We start from the raw sequence: 22,958 nt of genomic DNA, 5'->3' as shown, positions 1-22,958 counted from the left end.
TTGTCCTATTTTTAGGCAAAGCAATCAAAGCAGCAGTAAACTTTTCTTGTGCTGCTTTTTGAGCATCACTTGGGCACTTCTTGCTTTTCTCCCGTCTAATGTTTCCAAAAATTTCAGCAATTCGTCTTCAGGTATAACCGTTTCTTTGGCAGTCTATTTTCTCTCTTTTTTGGCTTCTCATTAATTTATACATTTGTTCAAAAGAAAATTACAAAGATGCTACAAGAAAAATACATCAACCCTTTTACCGATTTTGGTTTTAAACGCTTATTTGAACAAGAACCAAGCAAGGCTATTCTTATGGACTTTTTAAATGAACTTCTTCGTGAACAAGAAGGAGAAATTAAGTCTATGACTTATTTGAAAAATGAGCATTTAGGTAGCGGTGAAATTGATAGAAAGGCTATATTTGACTTGTATTGCGAAAATGAAAGAGGTGAGAAATTTATAGTAGAACTACAAAAAACTAAGCAGAATTTCTTTAAAGATAGAGCTTCGTATTATTCTACTTTCCCGATCCAAGAACAAGTCAAGAAAGGTACGGATTGGAATTATGAACTGAAGGCTGTATATACAATTGCTATTTTAGATTTTGTTTTTGATGAAGATAAAGGACAAAATAAATACCGATATGATGTGAAGTTGACTGATATAGAAACCCAAAAAATATTCTATAATAAGTTGACTTTTACATATTTGGCCATGCCTAATTTCAATAAAAATTTATCTGAATTAGAAACAAGGTTTGACAAATGGTTATACGTCATTAAAAACCTCCCCAAACTGGATGAACGACCAAAAGAACTTAAAGGTAAAATCTTTGATGCTTTCTTTGAAACTGCTGAAGTAGCTAAAATGACGAGAAAAGAAATAATGAGCTATGAAGATTCTTTAAAGTATTATAGGGATTTGCATAATTCTTTGGATACAGCGAAGGGCGAGGGAATTGAAGAAGGTATTGAAATTGGGGAGAAAAGAAAAGCTATTGAAACGGCTAAAAATGGTTTGGCAATGAACCTTACAGTTGAGCAAGTAGCGGAACTAACTGGGTTAACTATTGAAGAAATAAAGAATATAACTCTTTAACCAATCAACCTTTCTACAAGATTTTATAGGACCTACTCTCTTCTTCATTTTTGACTTAACACAAAATGAAGCAAAAATGTCAAGGCCTGGTAATCACTAACAAACTTTAAATTATAAAAACTACTAGTAAAATTTAAGGGTTGTATCATTTGCGTGTGCTCTTGATGTTATCACAAATATCCTAGATTCTAGATGTAATAATTATTGATTTTTTATTTATCGCTAACTAAAAACAACTCTTACCCACCCAGTAAACCAATGATAATTTCTATTTAAGAGTAATAGAACTGGGTGAATAAGAGTATCAGTCAGATTAGTACGACTTTCTTTCGAACCAATCGTCTTCAGGAGTTACTGTATAACGTCCTTCTACCTGATCCCAATGATAACGATTACCCATCATTTCTCGGATTCTTTGATCAGTTGTGTTGGCTGAAGCGGCGACATTACCTGTTTTAGAACGGTTCCACCAGCTGATAGTACATTCGACTGGAGCTTCAAATGACTTAGAAAAGAAGTAATGATGACGAGAATAAACGTGTTTATCTGGTATTTGAAGGCCATTTAAGTACCAAAATCTCATGTTCACCAAAGCTACTAATTCTTCCATTGGTCTGTTTTTATCACCAACACCAAGATCAGCTATACCTGATGATCTGTACCATGTCACTGCCAAGTTGTCCTTGGTAATCATTTCCTTGACATACCAACGGCTTACTTCTCCAACAAAATCATCTTGGCCATCCTTGTTATAGTCTGACAAGTAGCTCTTGCCCCCTCTACTCCAAAACGGATCTAACAATTCTAGCCTTTTTAAAGCAATTGGATTTTCTTTCGAAAACTTGTAAGCAATGGCTGTGGCTAATTGACTCCCTAAAGAATGGCCTACAAAACGAATATTATTCGATGTATTTGCTGGTAAAATTTGATTTAATTGGTGAAAAGCGATTTCTGATACAGACATATCAAAATTACTCTCTACATAGGAACCATTTGCTTTCTTGTACCTCATACTGCGAGGCCCTTCTGAAGACCAAATTTTTGCTTCAGCATTTTTTACTTCTAGTTCATCAGCAAATTGGTTCCAATAAAATATAGCAACGTTCCAACCGTCACGCTTCCATTGTTCTGTTGTATTGATTTGCATAGAAAGAGCATCATCATCAAAAAGAAAATCTTCTCTTCCTCCATTAGTTAAGGGTTGCCACCCATGAAAAAAAATAACTGTTGGTTTTGAGGCATCATAGAAACTACTCCCTACCTGACGTTGCACTTGCGTTTGCATGTCAAATGCAGGAGTTGAATTGTGATTCTCATCAAACCAATAAAGACCAAAATCTAGTCCTTCTGTCGTATATCCATCAAAATTAAGTTGAAGCGGATTGGTTATAGTTCTTGAAGAAAAATCGTTGAGGTTCTCATTTAATCGGCAACTAGCAAGCATCGTAATGCCCGCAAGTACAAAAAGTTTTAATAGACTGGTTTTCATTTCCTTTAAAAAATTCGATAGAAGAAATTATCATTAGTTTTTAGAATTGGTACGCAAATGAAGGAAATAATTATCAGTTATACAACATTGAATACAATTAGTTATATTAAGTTATTGTTGATTTTAAAAGAGACATTGTAAACTGTTAATCTGTAGTTCTATTATACTCTCCTTCTTCAATAGCCTACGGCTTAAATATGGACTATTGATGAAGTAATAAACCGTGAAAATACTTGATAAGTACTTAATGGCTTTTTTTAATTCATATAATTAAAGCAATAAGGGAGCTAAGTCCTAGCATTTACACCATGCAAGTGCTAGGACTTACACTCCGTACATAACAGCACTTAAACTCTGTACATGCTAGGACTTACATAGTGTACAAGGAAGGACTTATACTCTGTACATGCTAGGACTTACGTACTGTTTTAAAAAATCAAATATTTTTTCATAAAACAATCCCCTTGCTTCACTCTGATAATAAGTGAGACAAAGGGATTTTTTATAGTAAATTAAGGTAATGTATTACTATATATTAAGCTCAGTTTGACTTCATTCTACAATACAGTAACAAAAAAACTCAAAAATACAGAAAAAGTTTCCAAATGAGGTTCTAGAAGGTAGATTAAAAGACTATCTATCCAAGATATCATCTATAATATCCAAATACATCTCTTCCAAATAGTCCTTTCTGAAATAACCAGCTGAAGTATTTGGTGTAAAATGCTTCCAAAAGTTTTGATCAACATCCATAATAGGTACTCTTAAATACCCATCAAATAATTCTAAAAAGGTCAGTAAAAGTGCTACTAATACCTTTTTCCCTTCTAATTTTTGAATATCTCCTGTTGAAATTTTGATGATGGTTTCATGGGTTTTCCAAGTTTCACAAAATACCTCTAAGTCTTTCCATGTAGCATTTCCCAAATCTGTTGCATCTAACCAATATAAATGAGGAAATTCTGGAGCTCCTTTATATTTTATTATTTGTATTCGAATGGGGAGATGATAGTCTTTCACCATCAGGTGTTGATTACTTTCTAAAGTGATTCTTTCATCCCACTTTTTTGGTTGCATCATAAATTCAATTCTTCCTTCTTGGAGTAAAGAAGGATCATTGTATATATGTTGGTAACATTCTCCAAAATCTCGCCATGAATTACCTTCTATAGATTTAAAAGGAACTATATCTAAAGAAATTGGCATGCTATTGTTCGTCTGAGTATTCGAAATTAACTTCACATTCTTTGAATTGTAAGCCTTCAAAGTTTGCTTCTTCTAATGCATCCTTCAAGCGTTCGCTTATATAAAATTCATTTCCACCATTGTAACACATATCTATTTCTCTAAAACTAGGTTTCATAACAGCTTTTTCAAACCTCCATCTAAGCTTCATACCATATTCTTTGCTATATTTTGCTGTTAATTCTGGTAATGTCTTGAAAGTATTTTTAACATTATTAATAGTTAATTTACTAGATTTAATTTTGAAAGTAGAATAATTAAAATCAAAATAATTTTCAACTGAACAAAATAAAAATTGAATACATTTTACATCTATCATTTGCTCTCCAAATAATATTCTACCATCAAAGACTCGATGTTCCATTAAATTAAACTGCGTCAAAAGATTATACATCCTAATTGAAAAGACATATATTTGACAAGCAAATGGACCTCCATCTAATGACTCAAATTCACGTAATTTTAGTTCTCTTTCATCAAATTCAGATAAAGTAAATGGAGTTATATAATTAAATGAAACCTCATCTGACAAAAATTTTCGCCCTCCTGCTCCTCTACAACTGTCATAAAATAATTCTTTACCTACAACAGATCCTCCTGACAAATTCCCATAAACATACTCTTCAGAACCCCTTTTATACCCTAAATTATACTTTTTCATAATTTATTCTATGCTATTAATTTGTTTGTTGCTTCCTATAAATTCAGTAGATATCTTTTGTTTCATATCAGAAGAAATACTCTCTACATAAGAGAATGTATCAAAACACAACCCATATAACAAATATGGTCCGTAAGACATAATTAATTTTATCTTACAGACCATAATAATAAGGCTTAATTTTCTTTTATTAAAGCACCTTTAAGGTTCTGACTTTTGAGAGATCACTCTCTACATTGTAGATGGTTGATGCTTTGATTGTGAACTTATAAGTCCCTTGTTCCAGGTTCTCTAAAGTAATATTTCTGTCCTCTTTAGGTATTTTAGAATACTCTTCTCCATTGACATAAAGTGTAAATTCTCTGATGTCTTCTATGTCTTGAGGATATTCCCATTCTAGGTTGATACTTGTTCCATTGACTGAGAAAGGCCAGATATTTACCTTAGGGAGTTCTGGAGTTGGTAATATTACTTTTACCGTATCGGTATAGTCGTATACCAGTTCGTTTTCATCAGCATATTTGACGGCAAAAGTATAGGTCTTTCCTGCTACTCCTTCTACTTTATAGATATAGTCTGAACGCTCAACAAATCCAATAGAACGCTCTCTTGCTAAAATTCCTCCTGATCGATCACAATAGATGACATAACCTTTTGCTTTGCCTTCTAATTCTTTACTTGGATTCCACTTCATTTTCACCACCACTTCATTATTTTCTATGGCAGGTTCCAATGTCAAGTTTTTCTCCTCCTCTGAGAGTATTAAACTTGGTGAATAGTAGAGTTTTAAGTCATTACTCCATAACTCATAGCTGTCAATAGGCTTTACGACCAATCGGTAGGTGACTTTGTAATCAATGGCTTTGATGTTGTTGTCCTTATATTCTCTTTCGGTGTTGGATAATGTATCTGAAATTGTTTCAAAATCCTGATCATCAATTTTTCTTTGAATCACAAACCCTCTTAATTGATCATTGATCACTTCTGGCAATTCCCATTTCAGCTCCACTCCTTCTTCCACAAAGTCTGTTGCGTTGTTTTGATCATTGGTGATGATAGGTTTGATCAAGGATAAGTCTTTGTTCTTTGACCATTCCAATTCAGTGGGTTTTCCTGTATTTTTAAAGATAGAAACAGGTACAATTTCATAGGTGTAATCGTTGTCTTGATTGATGCCTTCATCTGTATAATAAAGCGTTCTGATTTTATCTTCTTTATTCAGCCAGATTGTTTTAGGTGTCAGCTTTGTTCTATTTTTACCATTTACTTTTCTCCAAATATCAAAACCCACAAAGGTCAATTTCTCATCCAAAGCCTCTCCTTCATATGCCAGCGTCAATGACATCTTTCTTCCTTGTCTTTTAATTTTTTCAGACTTTGGAGGTACCGTTAAATCTAATTCATCAGAAGTGTTGGCTTTAAAAGTAGCCACTGCCTGAGGAGATTCTTGACCATTGACCACTGTAAATAAGCCGTATTCTACTTCTTGGTTTTTCTTGATTTCATAATCTTCATAACCAAAACCATAAATCATTGCTACTGCATAATCATACATAAACATGGTCAAAAGTAGATTGACATTGCTCGGTGATTCAGTCAAATAATTGATCAGAGAGGCTTGGTCTACTTCATTCAAAGCGTTATTAGGGTCATTTGAATTAATCATCTGATTCCTCACCGTTTCTACTTCTCTGATTACAGCTCTATTGTTGCTGATATTGTCCAGGCTTTTTGAACTTGCATTAAACTGCAAAAGCGGGTCTGTATTCAATACAGACCAATCGCTTTCATTGTTGACTTTTTTCTTAAAAACAACGCCCTGCAAGTTCTGGTCATAGTTATCTACGTACCAAAGTAAAGACACCTTGTTGTTTTTATCTACCTCACCTAAGAGTGTATAATTACTCTGTCCAAATGAAAACATCTGAACAAAAAATAAGATGTATATAATTAATAAGCTCTTTTTCATATTCCTATTCATTGACCGAACCAAATGTTTTAGTATAAGTACCTGAGAAGGTTTCAGTGTGTCCTGAAATACCGATTGTCAGGTTATATGAAGTATCTAATTTCCAATCTGTATTCACTGGCATAAATTTACCTGTTGCTGAGATGGATAATGTTGGTTCTACTTTACCAAAATAAGTATCGACCACCACGTCTGCTGATGCTCCCACATTTACAGCGATTAGATCTGTTTTGAATTTCTGATCATCAAAAGATGTATTGATTTGACCGTCTATATTGAAGCTAAACTTACAGTCAATCGAGTTGCCTAATACCGAAGTAGAATATTCTCCATTGTACTCATAAATCAACTTACCACTCAAACTACCATCTGCTTTCAATAAAACACCTGATGAATTAAATGTTCTTTCATTCGAGAAGTTACCGATGAAGTCCACTTGGTTAAAGATCTTCGCATTCATCTCATTTGTGCTGAATGTAGTCTTCGTTGAAGTGATAGAATAGTCAATATCTTGATTTGCTTTAAAGATAAATCCACTTTTCGCTGGGATATTGATCTTAGCGGCTAATACTCCTTCAATATCATAACTTGGAAGGTTTAATGTCATACTTGCTCTACCGTCAAAAATTGGATTTACTTTAGGAGATTTAATCGTACCATTTAAGTGAAGCATGGCCGTTCTATTTCCCCATGAATAAACCGCTGGATCTACGGCAAACTCAACGATACCGGCCTGATCTTGTAATCCAAATGAGAAACCAGCAATGTATTTACCATACTGTGGTGTACCTAGTTTATCGCCTTTGGCAAAATCAATATAGTAGTTATAACCAAACTGCCCTCCAAGTTTCGAGATAGAAACACCTGTAAAGATTGGAATTGGTGCTCCGACTGTCAATTTATAATACCCGTATACGAACTTGTTGTTTTCATTACAGTTATCACAATCACTTGTACCCATATCTACTGCTCCCGAGATGCTCAGTTTCTTAGAGACTGTTGCATCAAATGTACCTGCAAATTGGTTTTCTTTAAAGGTTGCTTCAAACTTGATTGCCATTAATGATTTATTCAAATCACCCGAAGCTTTACCTACTGAAACAGCACCATCTAATCCCACTTTAAACTTATCAACTTTCACATAAGAATCACCAAGTAATACTTTAGCATTCATGTTCAAGCCTGTTTGAGCAGTGTATGCGGCAGATAAAATATCAAATCTGAAGTTTTTGTAAGATACGTTGGCCTTACCTTTCACAGTTTTCACTTTACCTTCTTCAATCACCAAATCTTTCAACGTCAATTCAGAAGACATTCCTTCAGGTTTTACGCCAAAGCTACCTTCAATTTTCTTAAGATCAAGATTGTCATCTAATGTAAATTCAAATGCAGGGTTCTTCACATCAAGCTTACAGAATTTCAAACTCTTCGTTTTAGTACTTAACCCTGCCAATAAGTTTTGCTGATTGTACTCCAAACTCAAAATTACATCTCCATCTAAACCTTGAATACCGCTTACTAATAATTCACCATTACCTGATTTGAATGTAAATTCTTCCGTATTTAGATTATAATCGGCATCTACATCAAATTGATTTAAAGTGGCATTGAAGCTATTCATTGAAACTGACTGAGGTTGTGTAACCGCAAATTTACCGCTCATAATTCCCTGATTAGAGATACTTCCAGTAAAGATGGCAATTTGTTTCTCCTTCTTAATCATCACAATATTGAAGTCCTTGATTTTGCTTAGGTTGAAGTCTTTTAATCCTCCGTCCACTTCAGAATCCAGATCAATACTGATTGTACCACCTACTCCTTTTTTCAGCATTACAAGATCTTTGTATAAATATTTATCTTCTTTCAATGAAGCATCTAAGACAATTGATCCTGAATAAGTAGGTTTCTCACCTTCAAAATCATAGCTGATGATAATGTCTTTCACCTTGGTCTGAACACCGTAGATTTCAGGGAATTCCTTTTGCAAATCTTTAGCGTCTACCTTCAGGTAAGTGAAACCTTTATTCTTGTCTTTTTTGTATTCTACTTCCGTTTTAAAAGTTAAGTTTTTATCCACTTTCCCTTTCTTCACAAGTAGTGAAACTTCAGCTTCTACTTTTGTTATTTTTGATTTGTTGCTCGGTTCTTTTGCAAACTTCACTTTTACAGGGCCAAACTGTGCTAATGCATCTACAGATATTTCTCCAATTTCATAGTCACCATTTTCTTTAATAATCACTTTATCAATTGTTGTTGATACTTGATTATCCTGATTGGCTTCTACATCAATTGATGCTGCAAATTCTATGGCTCTATCCTCAAAATTATAAGACCCTGCAGAAAGCGTCACTTTCGCAAAATTAGCATAGGACACTGTACCGTCACCCTCAAATTTTCTCAATGAATCTTTATTGTACAAGAACTCTTTGATATTCAGTTTACCTTGTAATTTATTGCCATTGATTTCTTTTGAATAAGACGACTGAAGGTCTTTACCTGAAACCGAAAGCAACTTGAACTCATCAGAGAAAGAGGCCGAAAGCTTTTTCGCTTCCATATTGATACCATAAATATTTAGAGAGTCTAAATCCTTGATCTTACCGGTAATTTTATTGGAAGTCATCCCCAAGCCTATTTTCATTTGAGTTGAAGTACCTGGAAGATTTGAAATAACTCCAGCACCTGTAACATTCAATACTTTAAAGCTCTTCTTCTTAAGGTTATAATTGATTTTACCTTTTAAAGAAGTCAATGTCACGTCCAATCCGTTCTCTTTGTACTCTACCTTTTCTGTAGTGACAATGTCCGCTTTCACCATTCCTTTATCAGTAATAGCCGCGTTATTGATCTTCGCGAATACTTTATTGTCTTTCTTAAAGTCGATATTTATTTTCTTTAAACCGACAAGATCAAAACCACCATATAATTCTGATGGGTCAGCGGATGTATAAGCAACATTGTATTTGAATGTACCGTCAAGGCCTTTCTTCAAAATGATTGTGCCTTCTCTGTAAGATTTATCTTCCGTAAGGTTACCATTGAAAGTCACAGAACCTGAGATATCCATGACCTCATTTTCATTTTTATAGACTACGTCAAAACCAGTTACCTTACTTTCAATATCATAAACATCAGGCAATGGAATATTTTGATTGGAAGCGATTGCCTTTACATAAATCAACTCACCACCTCTTTGTTGATATTCAACTTCTGTTGTGACTTTTACACTGTCTTGATACGTAGAATCTTGAATACTTACGGTTACAATAGCTTGAGCTTTTACCTTTTCAGATAAGTCTTGAAGAGGCTGTAAAAATTCTACTCTCATTGGTCCGTAAGTAAATAAGGCTTCACCTCCTGCAGATCCAATAGAAACATCACCATTTTGATCAATCATGATACTTTTGAAAGTCAGGTCTACCGAATTATCACTGTTGGTAGTATTGGCTTTTACATCAGCATCTAGTTTTATTGATTTTTGATGAGCAATGTATCTACCATTTGTTAAAGTCATGGATGCTAAATCACCATAACTCATAGCACCAGTCATCTCTAAATTCTTAAGTGAATCTCCTTTAATTTCTAAGTTTTTAATCAAGAAATCACCTTTGAATAGTTTTCCATCAATTGTTCTATTATAAGTACCTGCAATGTCTTTTCCTTTAAACCCTAGGAAATTAAAATGGTGATCAAAGGATGCACTAAGCAGTTTTGATTCCATTTCTACACCATAGAATTCTAACTTTTCAAGGTCTTTGATGGCACCCGTAATCTTATTGGTTGTCATTCCCAAGCTCACTTTCATTTGAGCCGTTGTCCCTGGCAAGTTAGAGATCACCCCTTCACCTGTTACGTTCAGAACACTAAAGTCCTTTTTCTTCATATCATAGTTGATCTTACCTTTTAGTGTATTTAAAGTAACATCAACTCCATGATCCTTGTACTGTACTTTTTCAGTCATTGCAATATCAGCTTTGACGATTCCTTTTTCTGTCACCGCAGCATTTTTGATCTTTGCAAAAACTTTATCTTCCTTCTTGAAGTCAACATTAATGTTCTTCAAACCAACTAAGTCAAAGCTACCATAGATTCTCTCTGAACTGACAGAGTTATAAGCAACGTTGTATTTGAATGTACCATCAAGACCTTTTTTCAGAATAATAGTACCTTCTCTGTACAACTTATCTTCAGTAAGGTTACCGTTGAAAGTTACTGAACCTGAAATATCAGTAACCTCATTTTCTTTCTTATAGACTAAGTCAAAACCAGTGACTTTGCTTTCAATATCATAAACATCTGGCAATGGAATATTTTGATTAGAAGCGATTGCTTTTACATAAATCAATTCCCCATCCAGTTGTTGATATTCAATATCAGTTGTCACTTTCACGCTATCTTGGTAAGTAGAATCTTGGATACTTACTGTGACAATAGCTTGAGCTTTTACGACTTCGGTAATATCTTGAATTGGTTGTAAAAATTCGACCTTTAAAGGACCATAAGTAAAGAGAGCTTCTCCACCTGCAGCACCTAGTGTAATTTCACCTTCTTCATCAATCATGATACTACGGAAAGATAAATCAACAGCATTATCTTCCTCTGCTGTATTTGCTTTTACATCAGCATCAAGCTTAATTGATTTCATAGAAGGGATATACATTCCATTTGTCAAAGTAAGAGAAGCCAAATCACCGTAATTCAATGATCCTTTCATCTCTAACTTCGTCAAGGAATCTGCTTTCATTTCCAGTTTCTCAATAGTGAAATCACCTTCGAAAAGCTTTCCTTCAATTGTTTTACTATATGAACCTGCGATGTCTTTTCCTTTTAAACCAACGTAATCGAAGTGTTTGTCAAATTCTGCACTTAACTGTTTAGTTTCAATTTGAACACCATAGAATTGTAGTTTTTCTAAATTCTGGATAGAGGCTGTAATATTTCCATCTTTCAATTCTCCTTTTACATCAAAACTTGTAGGTATACCTGGTATTTTATCTATACCAATAGTTGACGTCAAAGTTTTAAAAGTGATAGTATCTTTCACAGAAATGATAAATGAAGCATCAAATTCTTTCAATGACATTGTCAAACCTTTGTACGTAAAGCTTACAGGATCTGATAATGATAAATCCGCTTCCAAAGAGGCTTTATTTGATAATGTAGCATCTTTGATGGAAGCGATGACTTTATCGCCTCTTACATAATCAACATTTAATGAAGAAAGATTAGCAAAGTCAAAATCGCCTTCAAAGTAATCTGTAGTGGTTGTGTAGTTAAAAGTGAAGTCTCCTCCAAAACCTTTCTTCACTACCACTGCCGATAATAATGTTTTATCTGCTGGCAAGTTGGCCGTTAAGTCAACGCCACCTGACAATTTCCCTTTATCATCTAACGAAAGGTCCAACTTCTTCACTTTTGAATTTATAAACCCTAAGCTTACATCTTTTCCATTATTGTCAGACCAGCTGATGGAAGCACTTTTTAATTTTTCAGTACTACAATACAGCTCGTATACTAGGTTCGCTTCTGAAATATCGATAGAGTATTCGCCTACATATTCATTTTCAAATGGCAACTTAAATGTGACATTTTTCAACTCATATTTACAAACATCTTCTGCTTCAGACAATAGTGTTGGATCTTCAGTCAACGCAATGGCAATTGGTCCAAACTTCACTTCATCCCCTTTCTTAATGTCTTTTCCTATATCCAAGTTGGCTACAATGATATCCTCTTCAGTATTATCTTCTGTAGAATCACTTCCATCCTCAGCATTCTCCTCTCCTGCAGCTTCATCACTGTACTTTTCGAATCTAATTTTATAAGCCCAAACCGCCTTTCTTACATTTTCTATAGCTGTTGGCAAATCGCTTACGCCCCCACCATCAATGATAGTTGCTCCATCATGAATTTCATTATAAATAGCTAATAACGCCTCATCATCTGTTACGTCTTTGTAATCATTCAAGTCGTCTGGCTGTTGAGACTGTCCGTCCAGCATATTGAAGAAACTTAAAATATCCTCACCAAGCGTCATACCTTCTGTTACCAATACAACACGCTTGCTTTTTTCCTCCTCACTTAAAGTTGATTGAATATTTTTCTCAAGCTTTCCAATAGCCGTTAACCCTTTCTTAAATTCTTCTTTAATGTGTTGTAATGCTTTGTTGATGGCTTGCTTATTACTTGCTTTTGCATCTGCTTTCGCTTGTTTCGCTAGTTCTACTGATTGTTCAGACGCAGCAATTGCATCTTCATCTCCAGACTTCTTAGCTTCTTTCAATACATCTTTTGCTTCATCTAAAGCATCTTTTGTCGAGCTAACTTCGTCTTTCAATTTATTCAACTCCTCCTTGATCTCATCAGGAAGGTTATCAAAAACATTTTCTACAAACTCTGCTGCTTTTTCAGCTTCTGCTAGCACTTGATCCAGTTTGTCCAAACCATCCATAATTGCAGCTGCCAAATCTGGATCAATAATATCAGTATCCGAACCCGTTACATAAGCTTCGCCTTCAATCAATTGATAATCCGTATTGATCACTAAATCTTCATATTCTACAGTAAAAAATACTTTATTGAATGCATTAATACGGATCATACCATTACCCGTATGCTTACCATCTTTGAACTCATCTTCTACAACAGTTACATCAAAATCGCCTGCTGTAAATTTCTCCCCTACATTTAGTGGTTCATTTAGAGGGTCACTATTTTCCCAAGAGATTAAGAATTCACCACCTTCACATTTATAAGTTCTTTCTGGTTGTTCTTCTGTTGAAGCTGAAATAATTTCCGACCATTCGCCATAACGATCACCCGAACAAACTCCTCTTACTTGTAATTCATATGCAGTTCCTGGAGTCAAAGGTTTCACATTTCCTAAATCCGCTAAAAACTCTTTTGTACTCCATGGCAATACTTCTTCCCCTTCTTTGGTTTTTCTTCTATACCTAACCTCCCAGTTATTATGAGAAAAATCTCCAGTCCACTCCACTTCAATACGTGATGGTGTTGTGTTTGCTACAGCAAATTTTTCACACACTCTACATGCATCACCAAACTGGAAAATTCTAGGCTCACTCCAACCGTCATTTTTTAAAAGACCTAACTCATCTTCATCATAAGCTTGCACTCTCCAAGCATATTTATTTCCTGGCTCAAGTGGCGTATCCATCACACCCACTTGATAAGCAGGCGTCATTACTCCTTCTTCATCAATGATTGGTCGAGTATTTGAAAAAGCATCACCTGCAGGCTGGTTCTCACGCAAGATTTCAACGACCTGAAAACGATAAGTAACATTTTGAGGTCTATTGGGTGAAGTAAGGTGTCTTGGGTTCCATGAAAAGTTCACAAACTGCGGATCTGAAGCCACTACTTTCTGATTTTCATAAGGCATCAATAACAACGGAGGATCACTCAAAATGATAAAACATTGATACATTGACGTATTTGAAATCTTCCTTCCAGTATAATACTCCAATACTTCCAGAGAGAATACATAATTACCATCTGGCAATTTCCCACCATTATTTACAATACTTGATGTACTTCCGCTCACTGCTCTAAGATTGTTCAACTCAAAGTAGCTTCCCAATTCTGTTCCATCAAACATCTCTGCCTGACCTCCGATTAAGTGTATTGGGTCAGGTAGATAAGTAGGTTTGGTTTCTAATATTAAACGCTTTTGCTTATTCTCAATTCTTAGTTTGAATCGGACAGGAATATCCTGCTGGCTTAAATCTTTCAGCCAAATATTGGCCTGTACTTTAGAAGACCCAATCTGTGAATACTCAGACAAGCGTACAGGGTATGGTGCATTGAGCATTAGGGTTGCCTGCACCGGATATCTCTGTGCATTGACACTTTGCAAAGTGACAAATGTCAGAAGAAGGAGTATTAGTTTTTTTATCATTGATATGTTAGTGTTATTGAAATACAAAAGAGATCATAATTAAAAAATAATTTCAGTTTGTTACTTTCTCTCTTTCACTAGATTTCAGTTACCTAATTTTATATTCTTGAAAATTTAGTTCCCTGATTTAGATACTTCGGGTTTATCTTTAAGTATTAAAGTTGTACTTAAGTTTATTACTAAAGGAAAGTAATGATAACCATCATCTCCACCATACAAATCCATATTGTAAGCCATTTTATAACTTGTACCGTATTGATCTCTAATCTCAGTAATACCTCCTGAAATAGTTGTTTCAAACGTTAAATCATTTACTGTAACCCCTTGTGTAGAATAATTTGTGGATCCATCAAAAGTATAGACAATTCCAGAAGCTTTAATTTGAACTTTAGTTTGACTTTTGTCAATTAAACCCTTCCCTTGCGTAACATAAGGAACATAAGCATTAATCTTATCTGAAAAATATATATTATCAATTTTAAATACTTTCATACAATTACTTCCAAAACACATGTTATTAGATTTGTTTTCACTTTTCGAAAGAAGAAATGATAATACTTTCTTATTTACACTTATGGTTTCAGTTTGTGCGAATGACACTTGAGATAGATAAGAAAAATTCAAGAATAATAATATTACAATTAATTTCATCATTTTGCAATTGGTTTATCAGTATCACAGTAGTTCCATTTAATTATAAAGTTCATATCTGGAGATGTCGATATATTTCTTTTTATTTCTCCATAGTTTTTATTATCAGAGTTATCAATAGTGATGTTCATTGTAATTAATGGTTTATTCCAATCCATATTAGGATAATTACAATAATCATTACCATCTTTCCTACCTGTACCTGAAACTGACCTATACTTAAACGAAAAAGTATTTGATGTTTCTTCCAATGCTGTAGGAAAAGAATTGATTTCATTATAATGACATGTATTCCTATCTTCTACTATTCGGTTATCTACACTTATGGTAATATAATAAGTACCTTGTTTTAGAATAGTTTGCCCAAATGTTTTCGATTCAACAAAAAATATGATGAATGTTAGAGAAAGGAATAGCTTAAGGCAATCAAATTTTGTTTTGAAAGTAAGCTTAAAAAAGCATTTATTTAATATTTTTTTTATTTCCATAAGTTATCTTCTTTATAAACTACCAAATCGTATTGAAACAAAGCTGATAGTTTTACTTCATCATTTATTTAATCCTTTGTTGCCCTAAAAAAGAGGTTTAAACCATTCAGCTTGATTTTAATTTAACATTAAAATCAAGCTTCAAATGGTTTCTATAAATTCAGAAAAACTGTTTTCTATTTTTCATATATAAACAACTCTACTCTTCTATTCTCTGCTCGATGCTCATCCGTATCGTTATCAACCATTGGCTCATTGTCAGATTTAGAAGATGCCTGTATTCTATGCGGCTCAATACCTTCTTTTCTTAGATAATCTCGGATTTGTTTTGCTCTCTCCCAAGCTACTTTTGCTTTGACTTTTGGAGCACCCAAATCATCACTATGACCCACAATTCTAATATTGATATGATCGTTAGATTTTAACAATTTCACTGTATAGTCTAATTGCATTTGAGAGTGTCTTGTCAATGTAGTTTCATTCAATCTATATTGTAAAATATATTTGATTGGCTTCATTTCCCTTCTAGGTTCATCAATGACTTCATCTGTTGATGCAGGGGAAGTATTTAGGTTTTCATCTCTACCTCCACCTCTGTTGGAATTAAATGAACGGTATTGATCTCTCGGGTTTGTTGCTGTAGATTTATAATAAACAGATCTATTTCTTTTTCTTTTCGCTAATCCTTTTTTCAACCTGAATGCTACTTCAAAAGTTGATTGTTCTGGGAATGCACTTGTTGCTTTTGTTTGGAAATAGTTGAAGAAAGCAATCTCATAATGCTTTTGATCAAACTTAAAACCAAGTCCCATCTGACCGTGATTAGAATAACTTAATCCAGCTTCCAAACCTCCTGTACTTAATGGATCTGTAGGGTTTTCGTTGAAGAAATGATAACCTGCCCATACTGTACTTTGAATAGTATGTCTTTGATCCATATAATCATACATCAAATCAGGTGTAATTGAAATATATGGATTTACCCAAATATGAAAATTAGCCATTGCACTCCAACCAAAGTCTAGAAAATCGTTAGAAAGGTCTGAACTATTTTCCGGTCTATTCAAGCGGTAAACATTTACACCGAAACGATGTTTTTCTCTGTCATAAAGATCTAATGAAGACCATAATAAACTACCGTAAATACTTGTGTAACTATTTCTTTCTGTTGAAAGATTTTCATTGATTTCAGCTCCATCCACTAGTCCATAAATGGGGTGCCATAAACTACCTGTCGTTACCCCTTCAGTATTCAATCGAATAGAAGTCCAGGAAACACCCAATCCCATAGACAGGTCATGGTTTTTTCTTAATCGAACAGTATAGGCAAAAGAACCTCCAATTTCCTGTGTTTCGAAACCTAAAGATTCTGTTGGTTTTTCATTTAAATAATAAAGACCGCCACCTCCTTTCAAGGCTTTTGTTTCTTTATCAACCCATGGCAAAGCACCTGTAATAATACTTCTATTTCGATTCACTCCCTGACCGTAGTTGACGGATTTATGAAGCAAGGAAAATGAGGCGTCAGTGTTCAATCCTCCATAAGCAGCAGAGTACCTTAATGGGGCATAATCTCTCAATGTTCCGTATCCTGCTGTTTGGGCAAAAATAGTCTGGCTTAAAAACAGGAGCACAGAAAAGCAAAAAAGTCTGATGATTATATTTAAAGAGTTATTCATTTTCTATTATCGTTTTAGGTTAATCGTTCCATGAGTGGTTCCGTTATACTTGACTTCTGTTCCGTCCTCATAGATTCCAGCAATTTTCCATAAATAGGTACCATTTGGAAGGTCCGCTCCATTTAGTTTGCCGTCCCAACCTTTTTCATTGATATCTTTATAGTTATCAGAATAATAGACTGTCTTTCCAGCGTGGTCCATTACTTTAAGTTCTAGTTCTTTTATACCCTTTCCATACACATGGAAGGTGTCGTTTTTACCATCATCATTTGGAGTAAATAAGTTTGGCACAAATACCTCATTTCCGACAAAGACAGTCATTGATTTTGTATCTACACACCCGTTTTCTGTCATCACTTGTACTGTATATGTGGTCGTTACTTTTGGTGAAACTGTAGGTGATGAAATGGATGGAGAATTGATTTCATAATCAGGTGCCCAAAGATAGTATTTTCCTCCTGAAGCTTCTAATGTTACCTCTCCTTTGTATCCAATAGATACATCTTCACTAATTGTAATTTCAGGTAGTTTATGTACCGTTACTGTGACCGTATCTTGGTATTCTAGACAATCACCAAGTTTAGCTGTCACAATATATTCTGTTGTTTCAGTTGGGAATGCCAGTGGATGAGAGGCGTTTGCATCATCAAGTGTAGCCGCATTATTCCACTCAAATGAATAGTTATGCTCTCCTCCATCTACGATTGGATAACCTCCTATTTCAACACTTTCACCAATACAGATTTCTACATCTGGACCGGCATTTACACTATAAAATTCGTTAACGGTTACAGTAACTGAATCTAATAAAGATACGCACCCTTTGTCGTTTGTAATTTGCAGATAGTAAGTGGTTGTACTTTGAGGTGATGCGTTCGGTGTTGCAATACTCGCATCAGACAATCCTTCAGATGGGAACCAATTGTAAGTCCAATCTGCATTGGATTCGTTTTCTCCAATTTGAACAATATCGGCAGTACAAATCACTTTATCCTCTCCAGCTTTGGCAATTGGTAATTCTAATACTTCAATTTCTGTTGTATCATAACTTACACAGCCTTGCCAAGAAGTTACTTTTGCCACAATAGTATGGCTTTCATCTGCAGTAAAAGTATAAGAAGTTCCATCCTCTGCATATGTATTGTGATTGATATCCAACCATTCCACTTTACTCCAATCTCCTTCTACTTTGATAGTACCTTCTTGATCAAAACAGATCTCATAAGTTTCAGGAATTTGGAAATCTGGCAACTCAAGCATTTCTACTGTAACTGTATCTTTCCAAATACAACCCAATTCGTTAGTACGTTCAACGTAAATTGTATCTGTTTCATATACACTGTGAGTGTACTCATTTCCTTCTTTAATTTCACCTAATAAATGAGAAGACCATTTCACGATGTCTGATGAAATTCCAACTTCAAAAGTTGTAGATTCTAAGTAACAAATCTGTTGTGTCTCTCCTAACTCAAATGTCGGTAATTCTAGCACTTTCACTTCCACTGTATCTCTGTAAATACAGCCATTTGTATTTCCTATTTCTACCCAAATTGTCTCATCATTAAAAACTTCTTGAGTAAAAGAAGTATTATCATCGTTGTCTAGTTTTCCTTCAAACGTTGAATACCAATGGATATAATCTACTGACTCAATTTCTCTGTCAACCTCAATAACTACTTCAGTATTGTAGCAAATAGACTGATCCGCTCCTAAAGAAAATTCAGGAAGCGCTAACTGTTTTACTTCAACAGTGTCATACCACACACATCTTTCAACATTGAAAGCCTCTACTACATAAGTAATCGTTTCTGTCATTTGAGCAGTGATAAACCTTTGATTTTCTACAAATGGGCTATTTTCTCCTAACACATACCAATTCACTGAATCTAAAGATGAATCAACCGTTAATTGGTAATTCGATAAATGACAAATCTCTTTTGTTCCTTGTGTTTCAAACACCGGAAGATCATAAACTCCCATCACTAAGGTATCATATGCGATACAACCATTTTCATTGGTCACTTCCGTAAAAATTGAGTCCTTCACTGTGGCTGTATAAGTGATTGAATTTACGTTAGTGGCAATTTCTCCTCTTTCTTTTGAGAACCATTTTACATTAGTCCAAGTGTCATTACCAATAGATAATTCAGCACTTGTTTTGTAACAGATCACTTGATCTTCACCCATTGTAAAATCAGGTAGTGCAAATGGATTGATGATCAATGAGTCGTATTCAGTACAGTTATTCTCATTTGTTACTGTCAGCCAAATTGTATCTTGAACTGCAAAAGTATACGCAATGGTTTTATCTGTACCAAGATCTCCATATTGTCCTGAAGTCCATTGGTAAGTTTTCCAATCTCCTCCATCAATTGTTTCCACATCTCCAATACATGCTCTTAATTCTTCGCCAATATTTGGAGTTGGAAGTGGTGCCATTTCTACATAGATAGAATCAACGTTCTGACATCCTTCAGTATTTGTTGCAATGGCCCAAACTGAATCAGTCTCCGTTACGGTCCAATTCAACAAACGAGAAGTTTCTGCTAATTTTCCTTGATTTTTGGAATACCACTCCACTTGTGTATACCCTCCACCAACATCTAAATCAATAGAAGAACTGTAACATATCAATGTATCATTTCCTAAATCGAACTCAGGGCGTGGATATACTTTTACAACTACCGTATCAATTCCAACACATCCATTACCATCTGATACAGTGTGTACCACAGTGTCTTGCTCTGTAATTAATATACTATAGGTATTCTCAGTGCTTACTACTGTTTCATCTGATAATCTTTTCCATTCAACATTAGCCCATGATTGAGTTGCTTCTAATGTTAATGTCTCATATTCACAAATAAATACTTCTTCTGAAAGACCTGGATCTGGCTCATCCCAAATTGTTACTTTAAGTGTATCCGTGTTTACACATCCATTATTGTCAATCACTTTTACCCAAACCGTATCATCAACCGCAAAATCCCATTCAACTTGAGTTACATCTGTTGCAGTATGAGCAGAGGTTTGCAAAGCACCCCATTCAATCGAAGCCCAATCATTTGTTGTTAGATTGATGGTCAAGAACCCATCTATACACGTATTCAAGTCATCTCCAATCGATACTGCTGGCAATTCCCTAACTCTAGATTGAATTGTTTTTGAAAGTTCACAACCGTCAGCATTTGTTGCTGTGAATTTGATTTCAATATCTTCCGTAGCTGTATAGGCCAATACTTTTCCTTCACCCATTAAGGTATCCGCATTGACATCCCACCATTTGTATGTGGTATGTTCGCCAGCTTCAATGGCAGTTACTTCTTGGAAACAAGTAAAATACTCCTCTTCTAATGTAATGACTGGAAGTTCAAGCATTTCAATTTCTAAGGTATCATAAGACCAGCAACCATTTTCATTTTCAACTGCCAGGTATAAAACATCTGTTTGTGCTACCGTCCATTCCAATGTCATTTCAGAACCGATGATATTACCATCACTTTTTCTTTTCCATTGAATAGTTTTCCAATCGTCTGTAGTAAAAGTAATGGTCTCATCTTTACAAACTTGTAAGTCTTCTCCTAAATCAATCGTAGGCAGATCCCATACTTTTAATGTAATAATATCTGTTCCAACACAGCCATTCGCGTCCGTTACTGTTACTTGTACTCTTTCCTCTACGTTAGAAATGTAGGTGTAAGTATCACTCTCAACAGGATCTGAACCATCATCTAAATTTTGCCAAACGACTTTTTCCCATGAATCAGGAAGTGAAATTGTATTTTCTTCTCCTTTACAGATAAAAACTTCCGTTGGTGCTTGTGGATCAACTTCTTCATAAGGCGTTATTGTAATGTCTTGAGTAGATGTACAGCCGTCTTCGTTTTCTACAGTCAAAGTGACTACTTCTTCTTTTTCAAGTAAAAGAGTGAAAGAAGTATCTGTTGTTTCCAGTGGAGTACCATCTTTAGAAGTCCAAGTTACTTTTGCGTAGGTTTGATCTAATGTATAAGTATATTTTTCATTGATACAACTATTGGCTGTTTTCGGCATTGTAATTTCTGGAAGAGCAAGTGTATTGATTTGAACAGTATCTTTCATCACACAACCGTAAGTTGGTTTTGATACTTCAACCACTATTGAAAGAGCTTCCTCTACTTTATAATTTAAAGTAAATCCTGACCCTAACACCTCTCCGGTACTCATATTTTTCCAAGTGACCACTTCATTTCCTGTACCTGCAGAGAATGTCACCGCTTCCTCTAAACAAATCTCAAGGTCTTCACCTAAATCAGGTTTATCACAAATGGTAAATGAATCTTCAGTAGAAAAACCACTACCCTTGTAATCTGATCCAATAGATTGAATAGAATAATAATATTTCCCTTCCGCTAAGGAATCAATCGTCAATTGTTCAAAGAATGTTTTTCCGTATGAAAATAGCTTTCTAGTTCCATCTGATTCAGCATCTGCACTTACTACATCTCCTGCTCCTGATGAAGTTCCTATCTTAAGATCATACGCAATAGCATCGGCTACATCATTCCAGAAAATCTTCACTGTATTGACTTGCACAACTGGCGTCAATGGTGTGGGTACTTGGGGAGCAGTAACTGCACTTGTGAAATCATTTTGGTATAAAAATATTTCAGTACCAAAAGCAGTTGTACCTGAAAGTAAGACATCTAGCTTATCATTGTTGTTCCAATCAAGAACGGTAAGGTCACCTGAAGTAATTTCTTTAAATGAAATAGTAGAATTGGTAAAAGAGGTTCCTGCATTATTATAATACAGCTGCGTAATACGGCTGTAAGATCGATCATAACCGTTTAAGAAAACATCAATGTATCCATCTCTATTAAAATCACCTACTTCCAAACCTCCTGTTGCAATATTATCTAAGCCCCAGTTTACTTGTTGCCAAATACCAGTGTTATTAATGTAAGTATAAGTGGATGGTTGATTTGATGCATTCAAACCTGTCATCACTAAATCCGAATAGCCATCATTATTGAAGTCAGCAACTTTTAATTTTGTCTGGTTTAATGCAGGAAAAGATATTGCTTGTGCTTCATACTCTCCTTTTCCTAAGTTATGGTAAAGCTTTGTTTCTCTATTTCCATAAGGGTTATCTCCAGAAAACAAGACATCTATTCTACCATCATTATTGGCATCAAAAGCGATAGTTTCTGCGTTTTGATACCCTAGAATATCCACATCAAGTTCAACAAAGTTACTGCTTCTATAAACGAAATATCTTGTCTGGATTTCTCCACTACTATTCTTACCCGAAATCAATAATCCATTTTCTCCTTCAGCTCTAAAATCACCTGAAATAATAGAAGCATTTTCTAACTGAGGAATACTTGAATTTATATTAGTCCATGAACCATTACCGTTATTGATGTAAACATCAATTCGAGCAGAATTCGTATTAATGTCTTTACCTGCAACAAACAAGTCCATTCTACCATCTTTATTAAGATCTCCGATAGATATTTTTGGAGAAGCAACAGGTTCTAACCCATTACTCCAGTCCAACCATTCACCACCGCTAATGTACTTGGCACCAATAACCCAAGTTGATGAGGAATTGATACCAGCGTAAATGACATCATTTTTCTCTTGGTTCCCATTTAAATCAGCACTGATATAAGTACTGTTATTTAAAGCCTCTAACCCCTCTACCGTTACTTCTGAAAAGTTCTGGGCATTTACTTGAAATGTAATAAGCAACAGCAGAAGATTGCTGATTAAAAGTTTGCTATTCAT

General features: G+C 34.8%; 10 protein-coding genes. 1 reads left to right on the top strand and 9 read right to left on the bottom strand.

Translation table 11 applies throughout. The features are described from left to right. Window positions 1-216 precede the first annotated feature (216 nt). Window positions 217-1,086, top strand: a complete 870-nt coding sequence (locus tag AVL50_RS29710) for an Rpn family recombination-promoting nuclease/putative transposase (protein WP_062621203.1) — start codon at window positions 217-219, stop codon at window positions 1,084-1,086. Between the two features lie 313 nt (window positions 1,087-1,399). On the opposite strand, the gene AVL50_RS29705 is transcribed toward AVL50_RS29710, so the two are convergent. The 9 genes from AVL50_RS29705 to AVL50_RS29665 form a co-directional block, all read right to left on the bottom strand. Further along, the gene (locus AVL50_RS29705) at window positions 1,400-2,575 is read right to left on the bottom strand and encodes a cell adhesion protein (protein ID WP_157491679.1); all 1,176 of its coding nucleotides are present in this window, start codon (window positions 2,573-2,575) and stop codon (window positions 1,400-1,402) included. Window positions 2,576-3,208: 633 nt separating this feature from the next. Beyond that, window positions 3,209-3,781, bottom strand: a complete 573-nt coding sequence (locus tag AVL50_RS29700; RefSeq protein WP_062621201.1) for a hypothetical protein — start codon at window positions 3,779-3,781, stop codon at window positions 3,209-3,211. 1 nt (window position 3,782) lies between these two features. Continuing rightward, window positions 3,783-4,481, bottom strand: coding sequence for a hypothetical protein (locus AVL50_RS29695; RefSeq protein ID WP_062621199.1), 699 nt, complete (start codon window positions 4,479-4,481; stop codon window positions 3,783-3,785). 190 nt (window positions 4,482-4,671) lie between these two features. Further along, complete coding sequence (locus AVL50_RS29690; protein WP_157491677.1) at window positions 4,672-6,450, bottom strand: fibronectin type III domain-containing protein; 1,779 nt, start codon at window positions 6,448-6,450, stop codon at window positions 4,672-4,674. A 4-nt stretch (window positions 6,451-6,454) separates the two neighbouring features. Then, window positions 6,455-14,368 (bottom strand): fibronectin type III domain-containing protein, encoded by a 7,914-nt coding sequence (locus AVL50_RS29685; RefSeq protein ID WP_062621196.1) that lies wholly within the window; start codon window positions 14,366-14,368, stop codon window positions 6,455-6,457. A 114-nt stretch (window positions 14,369-14,482) separates the two neighbouring features. Next, complete coding sequence (locus AVL50_RS29680; protein ID WP_062621194.1) at window positions 14,483-15,022, bottom strand: hypothetical protein; 540 nt, start codon at window positions 15,020-15,022, stop codon at window positions 14,483-14,485. Then, window positions 15,019-15,507, bottom strand: a complete 489-nt coding sequence (locus AVL50_RS29675; RefSeq protein ID WP_062621193.1) for a hypothetical protein — start codon at window positions 15,505-15,507, stop codon at window positions 15,019-15,021. The genes AVL50_RS29680 and AVL50_RS29675 overlap by 4 nt, the downstream gene beginning before the upstream one ends. A 176-nt stretch (window positions 15,508-15,683) precedes the next feature. Continuing rightward, window positions 15,684-17,186 carry an OmpA family protein gene (locus AVL50_RS29670; RefSeq protein WP_082796068.1) on the bottom strand — a complete coding sequence of 501 codons (1,503 nt, stop codon included), beginning with the start codon at window positions 17,184-17,186 and terminating at the stop codon, window positions 15,684-15,686. Window positions 17,187-17,192: 6 nt separating this feature from the next. Then, complete coding sequence (locus AVL50_RS29665; protein ID WP_062621189.1) at window positions 17,193-22,958, bottom strand: FG-GAP-like repeat-containing protein; 5,766 nt, start codon at window positions 22,956-22,958, stop codon at window positions 17,193-17,195.

The sequence above is a fragment of the Flammeovirga sp. SJP92 genome (genome assembly GCF_001583495.1).
Lineage (GTDB): Bacteria > Bacteroidota > Bacteroidia > Cytophagales > Flammeovirgaceae > Flammeovirga.
This window is presented reverse-complemented; position numbering and strand designations above follow the sequence as displayed.

Bases quoted from the DNA above. Each gene is read 5' to 3' on its own strand.
- AVL50_RS29710 (WP_062621203.1), top strand. From the start codon at position 217: ATGCTACAAGAAAAATACATCAACCCTTTTACCGATTTTGGTTTTAAA.
- AVL50_RS29705 (WP_157491679.1), bottom strand. From the start codon at position 2,575: ATGAAAACCAGTCTATTAAAACTTTTTGTACTTGCGGGCATTACGATG.
- AVL50_RS29700 (WP_062621201.1), bottom strand. From the start codon at position 3,781: ATGCCAATTTCTTTAGATATAGTTCCTTTTAAATCTATAGAAGGTAAT.
- AVL50_RS29695 (WP_062621199.1), bottom strand. From the start codon at position 4,481: ATGAAAAAGTATAATTTAGGGTATAAAAGGGGTTCTGAAGAGTATGTT.
- AVL50_RS29690 (WP_157491677.1), bottom strand. From the start codon at position 6,450: ATGAAAAAGAGCTTATTAATTATATACATCTTATTTTTTGTTCAGATG.
- AVL50_RS29685 (WP_062621196.1), bottom strand. From the start codon at position 14,368: ATGATAAAAAAACTAATACTCCTTCTTCTGACATTTGTCACTTTGCAA.
- AVL50_RS29680 (WP_062621194.1), bottom strand. From the start codon at position 15,022: ATGATGAAATTAATTGTAATATTATTATTCTTGAATTTTTCTTATCTA.
- AVL50_RS29675 (WP_062621193.1), bottom strand. From the start codon at position 15,507: ATGGAAATAAAAAAAATATTAAATAAATGCTTTTTTAAGCTTACTTTC.
- AVL50_RS29670 (WP_082796068.1), bottom strand. From the start codon at position 17,186: ATGAATAACTCTTTAAATATAATCATCAGACTTTTTTGCTTTTCTGTG.
- AVL50_RS29665 (WP_062621189.1), bottom strand. From the start codon at position 22,958: ATGAATAGCAAACTTTTAATCAGCAATCTTCTGCTGTTGCTTATTACA.